Annotated in this window: 6 protein-coding genes; 2 read left to right on the plus strand and 4 right to left on the minus strand. The window is 71.7% G+C overall.

Annotation, left to right across the window (positions count from 1 at the left end):
- Positions 1 to 297: 297 nt before the first annotated feature.
- Together E2E34_RS31365 and E2E34_RS31370 are read left to right on the plus strand one after the other, a co-directional pair.
- Positions 298 to 969: a potassium channel family protein gene (locus E2E34_RS31365; RefSeq protein WP_138905242.1), complete on the plus strand. Its 672-nt coding sequence runs from the start codon at positions 298 to 300 to the stop codon at positions 967 to 969.
- Positions 966 to 1,643: a potassium channel family protein gene (locus tag E2E34_RS31370; protein ID WP_138905243.1), complete on the plus strand. Its 678-nt coding sequence runs from the start codon at positions 966 to 968 to the stop codon at positions 1,641 to 1,643. Before E2E34_RS31365 ends, E2E34_RS31370 begins: the two co-directional genes overlap by 4 nt.
- 64 nt (positions 1,644 to 1,707) lie before the next feature.
- Here the strand turns inward: E2E34_RS31370 and E2E34_RS31375 are convergent, their stop codons facing one another.
- The 4 genes from E2E34_RS31375 to E2E34_RS31390 all read right to left on the minus strand — a co-directional run.
- Positions 1,708 to 2,481 (minus strand): DUF3159 domain-containing protein, encoded by a 774-nt coding sequence (locus E2E34_RS31375; protein WP_138905244.1) that lies wholly within the window; start codon positions 2,479 to 2,481, stop codon positions 1,708 to 1,710.
- A 3-nt stretch (positions 2,482 to 2,484) separates the two neighbouring features.
- On the minus strand, positions 2,485 to 2,883 hold the full coding sequence (locus tag E2E34_RS31380; protein WP_138905245.1) for an OB-fold nucleic acid binding domain-containing protein: 399 nt from the start codon (positions 2,881 to 2,883) through the stop codon (positions 2,485 to 2,487).
- Positions 2,884 to 2,980: 97 nt separating this feature from the next.
- On the minus strand, positions 2,981 to 3,664 hold the full coding sequence (locus E2E34_RS31385; protein WP_138905246.1) for a response regulator: 684 nt from the start codon (positions 3,662 to 3,664) through the stop codon (positions 2,981 to 2,983).
- 49 nt (positions 3,665 to 3,713) lie between these two features.
- The coding region (locus E2E34_RS31390; protein WP_138905247.1) for a sensor histidine kinase at positions 3,714 to 4,916 on the minus strand (1,203 nt) is incomplete at its 5' end.

The raw sequence follows: 4,916 nt of genomic DNA on the forward strand, positions 1-4,916 counted from the left end.
ACCCACCACCCCCCACCGCCACCGAATCTCCCGCTGGTGCGTCCGTCTCCCTGTCTTCCCCACACTCCCGGGCGACCCGGATCACTCCGGAGCGACCCGGAGCAACCCGGAACGACCCCCGGGACGTCCTACGTGATCGATGACGCGTTCGGCGTTGCCGCTACGGTGGACGAAGACAGGGGCGAGGCATGAGTGGGCACGAGTGCCCACGCCTCCCCCGGTGAGCCGGGAAGGACGATGTGAGCAGGGTGTTTGTGCAGGTCAGCGGGGCGACCAGGAGTGCGGGGTAACGGGACGATGCACGTCGTCATCATGGGCTGCGGGCGAGTGGGAGCCGCTCTCGCGCAGAACCTGGAACAACAGGGGCACACGGTCGCCGTGATCGACCGGGACCCCACGGCCTTCCGCCGCCTGGGTTCCGGCTTCGGTGGCCGCAGGGTCACCGGGGTCGGCTTCGACCAGGACACCCTCCGCGAGGCGGGCATCGAGGACGCCGGCGCTTTCGCGGCGGTGAGCAGCGGTGACAACTCCAACATCATCGCGGCCCGGGTGGCCCGCGAGATGTTCGCCATCGAGAACGTCGCGGCCCGCATCTACGACCCGCGCCGCGCCGAGGTCTACCAGCGCCTCGGCATCCCCACCGTGGCCACGGTCCGCTGGACCGCCGACCAGATGATGCGCCGGCTGCTGCCGTCGGGCGCCGAGCCGCTGTGGCGCGACCCGAGCGGCGTGGTGCAGCTCGCGGAGGTGCACACCTCCCCCGCCTGGATCGGCCACAAGATCAGCCGGCTCCAGGAGGAGACCGGCGTACGCGTCGCGTTCCTCACCCGGCTGGGCGAAGCGGTGCTGCCGACCTCCCAGACCGTGCTCCAGGAGGGCGACCTCGTGCACGTGATGATGCGTACGGACGAGATCGCGAAGGTCGAGGCGGCCTGCTCGCACGGCCCCGAGGAAGGCGGTCACGCATGAGGGTCGCCATTGCGGGTGCCGGCGCGGTGGGGCGTTCCATCGCGGGCGAGCTGCTGGAGAACGGGCACGAGATCCTGCTCATCGACAAGGCGCCGACCGCCATCTCGGTGGAGCGCGTGCCGCTCGCCGAGTGGCTGCTGGCCGACGCGTGCGAGATCACCTCGCTCGACGAGGCGGCGCTCCAGCGCTGCAACGTGGTGATCGCGGCGACCGGCGACGACAAGGTCAACCTGGTCGTATCGCTGCTCGCGAAGACCGAGTACGGCGTGCCGCGGGTGGTCGCCCGCGTCAACAACCCGAAGAACGAGTGGCTGTTCACCGAGGCCTGGGGCGTCGACGTCGCGGTCTCCACACCGCGTCTGATGTCGGCGCTGGTCGAGGAGGCGGTGAGCGTGGGCGATCTCGTACGGCTGCTCCGCTTCAGCCACGGCGACGCCAACCTCGTCGAGCTGACGCTGCCGCCCGAGTCGGCGCTGGCGGGCACGCAGGTCGGGGACGTGGACTGGCCCGAGGACACCTCGCTGGTCACGATCATCCGCGGGACGCGCGTCCTCACCCCGAGCCAGGAGGAGACCCTGGAGGCGGGCGACGAGCTGCTGTTCGTGGCCGCGCAGGCGCGCGAGGAGCAGCTGGAGGACCTGCTGTCGGTCCGCAAGGACGACCCGGCCGGCTGACGTCCGCGTCGTACGCACGAGCGGGGCCCGCGACCGTCATGGTCGCGGGCCCCGCTCGGGTGCGTCAGGCGTCGCGCTGCGCGGCGGCGGCAGCGGCGGCCGCCTTGCGCTCCTTCTCGGCCTTCTCCTGCGCCTCCATCTCGGCGAACACGTCGATGGGCGGCGGAGCCTTCGCGAGGAAGACCCACGTCAGGTAGACGGCGAGCAGGAACGGCGGGATCTTGAGCGCGACCAGCACCCAGCCGAGCTGGGCGGTGTCGGCCCACCAGTACAGCGGGAAGAGGATCGCGCACTTGGCGAGCAGGATCAGGCCCCAGGCCCAGCTGGCCTTGGCGTACGCCTTCTTGCGGCCCGGGTTCCGCGTCCGCCAGGAGAGGTTCTCCTTGAAGATCGGGCCGAGGATCAGGCCGATCAGCGGGACGCCCGCGAGCGTGGTCACGATGTACGCGAGGGCGAGGCCCAGCGTGTAGATCATGCCCGGCAGGTAGAAGTCCTTGGCATTGCCGGTCATCATCGCGAAGACGACACCGAAGGCGACGCCGAAGACACCGCTGAAGGCGTGCTTGACCGTGTCCCGGCGGATCAGCCGCACGGCGACGAGCAGCAAGGACACCGTGAGCGCGGCGATGGCCGAGACGTGCAGGTCCTTGTTGATCGTGAAGATCGTCACGAACAGCAGGCCGGGGAGGACGGTCTCCACCATGCCCCGCAGGCCGCCGAACGCCTCGAACAGCGCGGCCTCCGTCACGGCCTTCGCGTCGTGCGCCTCATCGGCCCGGGCGCCTTCGTGGCCCGCGCTGTGGTGATCTGTCGCGGTCGGCTTGTCGAGAGACGTCACCGGCTACTCCTGTCCGAGCGGTCGGAGCTCGTATTTGGGATTGAACAGCACCCGGCGGCCGTGGCTCATGGAGATCCGGCCCGAGGCGATGAGCCTGCGGCCCGGTTCTATGCCCACGATGGAACGGCGGCCCAGCCACACGACGTCCAGCGGCGCGGTGCCGTCGAACAGCTCCGCCTCCAGGGCGGGCACACCGGCACGCGGACGCAGGGTCACCGTCCGCAAGGTACCAGTCACCTTCACCACCTGGCGGTCGTCGCAGTCGCAGATGCGGGAGCACCCCGCGGCCTGGGAGTCCTCCTCCAGCTCCGCGGAGTGCAGGTCCTCCTGCGAGGTGGACAGCCGGTCGAGCATCCGGCGGAACCGGCCCGCTGGCTTCTCCGAACGTGGTACGGCACTCATACACGAAGCGTACCGGGCACCGGCCCCGCCCGGATCACCTCACGGCACCGCGAGATCCGGTCCCCCGAAGCGGTCGCGGCGCCGGGCCGGAAGCGGCCTACCGCTCGAAGCGGTAGCCCATGCCGGGCTCGGTGACGAAGTGCCGGGGGTGCGAGGGGTCCGCCTCCAGCTTGCGGCGCAGCTGCGCCATGTAGACCCGCAGGTAGTTGGTCTCGGTGCCGTACGAGGGCCCCCAGACCTCCTGGAGGAGCTGCTTCTGGCTGACCAGGCGGCCGGTGTTCCGTACGAGCACTTCCAGGAGGTGCCATTCGGTGGGGGTCAGCCGTACGTCCCTGCCGTCGCGGTGGACCTTCTTCGCGGCCAGGTCGACGGTGAAGTCGCCCGCGTCGACGAGCACGTCGTCCTCGGCGGCGCCGGCCGGCTCGGCCCTGCGGACCGCTGCCCGGAGCCTGGCGAGCAGCTCGTCCATCCCGAAGGGCTTGGTGACGTAGTCGTCGGCCCCGGCGTCCAGCGCCTCGACCTTCTCGTCGGAGGTGTGGCGGGCGGAGAGCACCAGTATCGGTACGCGGGTCCAGCCGCGCAGCCCCTTGATCACCTCCACGCCGTCCATGTCGGGCAGGCCGAGGTCGAGGACGACCACGTCGGGGTGGCGTGCGGCGGCGAGCCGGAGCGCGGTGGCGCCGTCGGACGCGGCGTCCACCTCGTACTTGCGCGCCTTCAGGTTGATCACGAGGGCGCGTACGATCTGCGGCTCGTCGTCGACCACGAGCACCCGGGTCATGAGGTGCCTGCCTTTCTGCGGGAGGTGGGGAACAGCGTGCGGGCCCGGTTCACGAGGTGATCCGGGCGGGGAGGTCCGGTCGTACGGACGTGTGCCCCGGCGCCGCCCTGAGGGTCAGGACCATGGTCATGCCGCCCCCCGGCGTGTCCTCGGCGGTGAGGGTGCCGCCCATGGCCTCGGCGAAACCGCGGGCGACGGCGAGGCCGAGGCCCACTCCGGCGCCGCGCGGGGCGTCGCCGTAGCGCTGGAACGGCTCGAAGATCCGGTCCTTCCCGTCGTCCGGGACGCCGGGCCCGCGGTCCGCGACGCGCAGCTCGACGCGCGCGCCGAGCGCGCTCGCGGCGACGGAGACGGGGGTGCCGTCGGGGCTGTACTTGACGGCGTTCTCGACGATGTTCGCGACGGCGCGCTCCAGGAGTCCCCGGTCGACGGCCACCATCGGCAGGGTCTCGGGGATGTCGAGGCCGACGCTCTCGTCCGGTACGCCGACGAGCGCCATGGGGACGACCTCGTCGAGGTCGGTCTCGCGGATCAGCGGGGTGACGGTGCCGGTCTGGAGCCTGGACATGTCGAGGAGGTTGCCGACGAGGTGGTCGAGGCGGTCCGCGCCGTCCTCGATGCCGGCGAGCAGTTCGGCCTCGTCGGCGTCCGACCAGGCCACGTCGTCGGAGCGCAGCGAGGAGACGGCGGCCTTGATGGCGGCCAGCGGTGTACGCAGGTCGTGGCTGACGGCGGCGAGCAGGGCGGTCCGGATGCGGTTGCCCTCGGCCAGCTTGCGCGCCCCCTCCGCCTCGCCGACCAGCCGCTGCCGGTCCAGTACGACGGCGGCCTGCGCGGCGAACGCGCCGAGCACCCGGCGGTCCTCGGCGGGCAGCACGCGGCCGGCCAGGGCCAGCGCCATGTGGTCGCCGACGGGCATGTCCACGTCCGCGTCCTCGGGGCGGGTCAGCGGCCGGGGGCCGACGCTGCCGGCGCAGGTCCACGGGTCGACGTCGCTCGCCCGTTCGAGCAGTGCCACGGATTCCATCGCGAAGGTCTCGCGGACCCGTTCGAGCAGGGCGTCGAGGGCCGTCTCGCCGCGCAGGACGCTGCCGGCGAGGAACGAGAGGATCTCGGACTCGGCGCGCAGCCGCGCGGCCTGGTGGGTGCGGCGGGCGGCCAGATCCACCACCGAGGCGACCGACACGGCCACCGCGAAGAAGATCACGATGGCGACGAGGTTCTCCGGATCGGCGACCGTCAGGGTGCGGGT

The organism is Streptomyces albidochromogenes (genome assembly GCF_005981925.1).
Taxonomy (GTDB): Bacteria; Actinomycetota; Actinomycetes; order Streptomycetales; family Streptomycetaceae; genus Streptomyces; species Streptomyces albidochromogenes.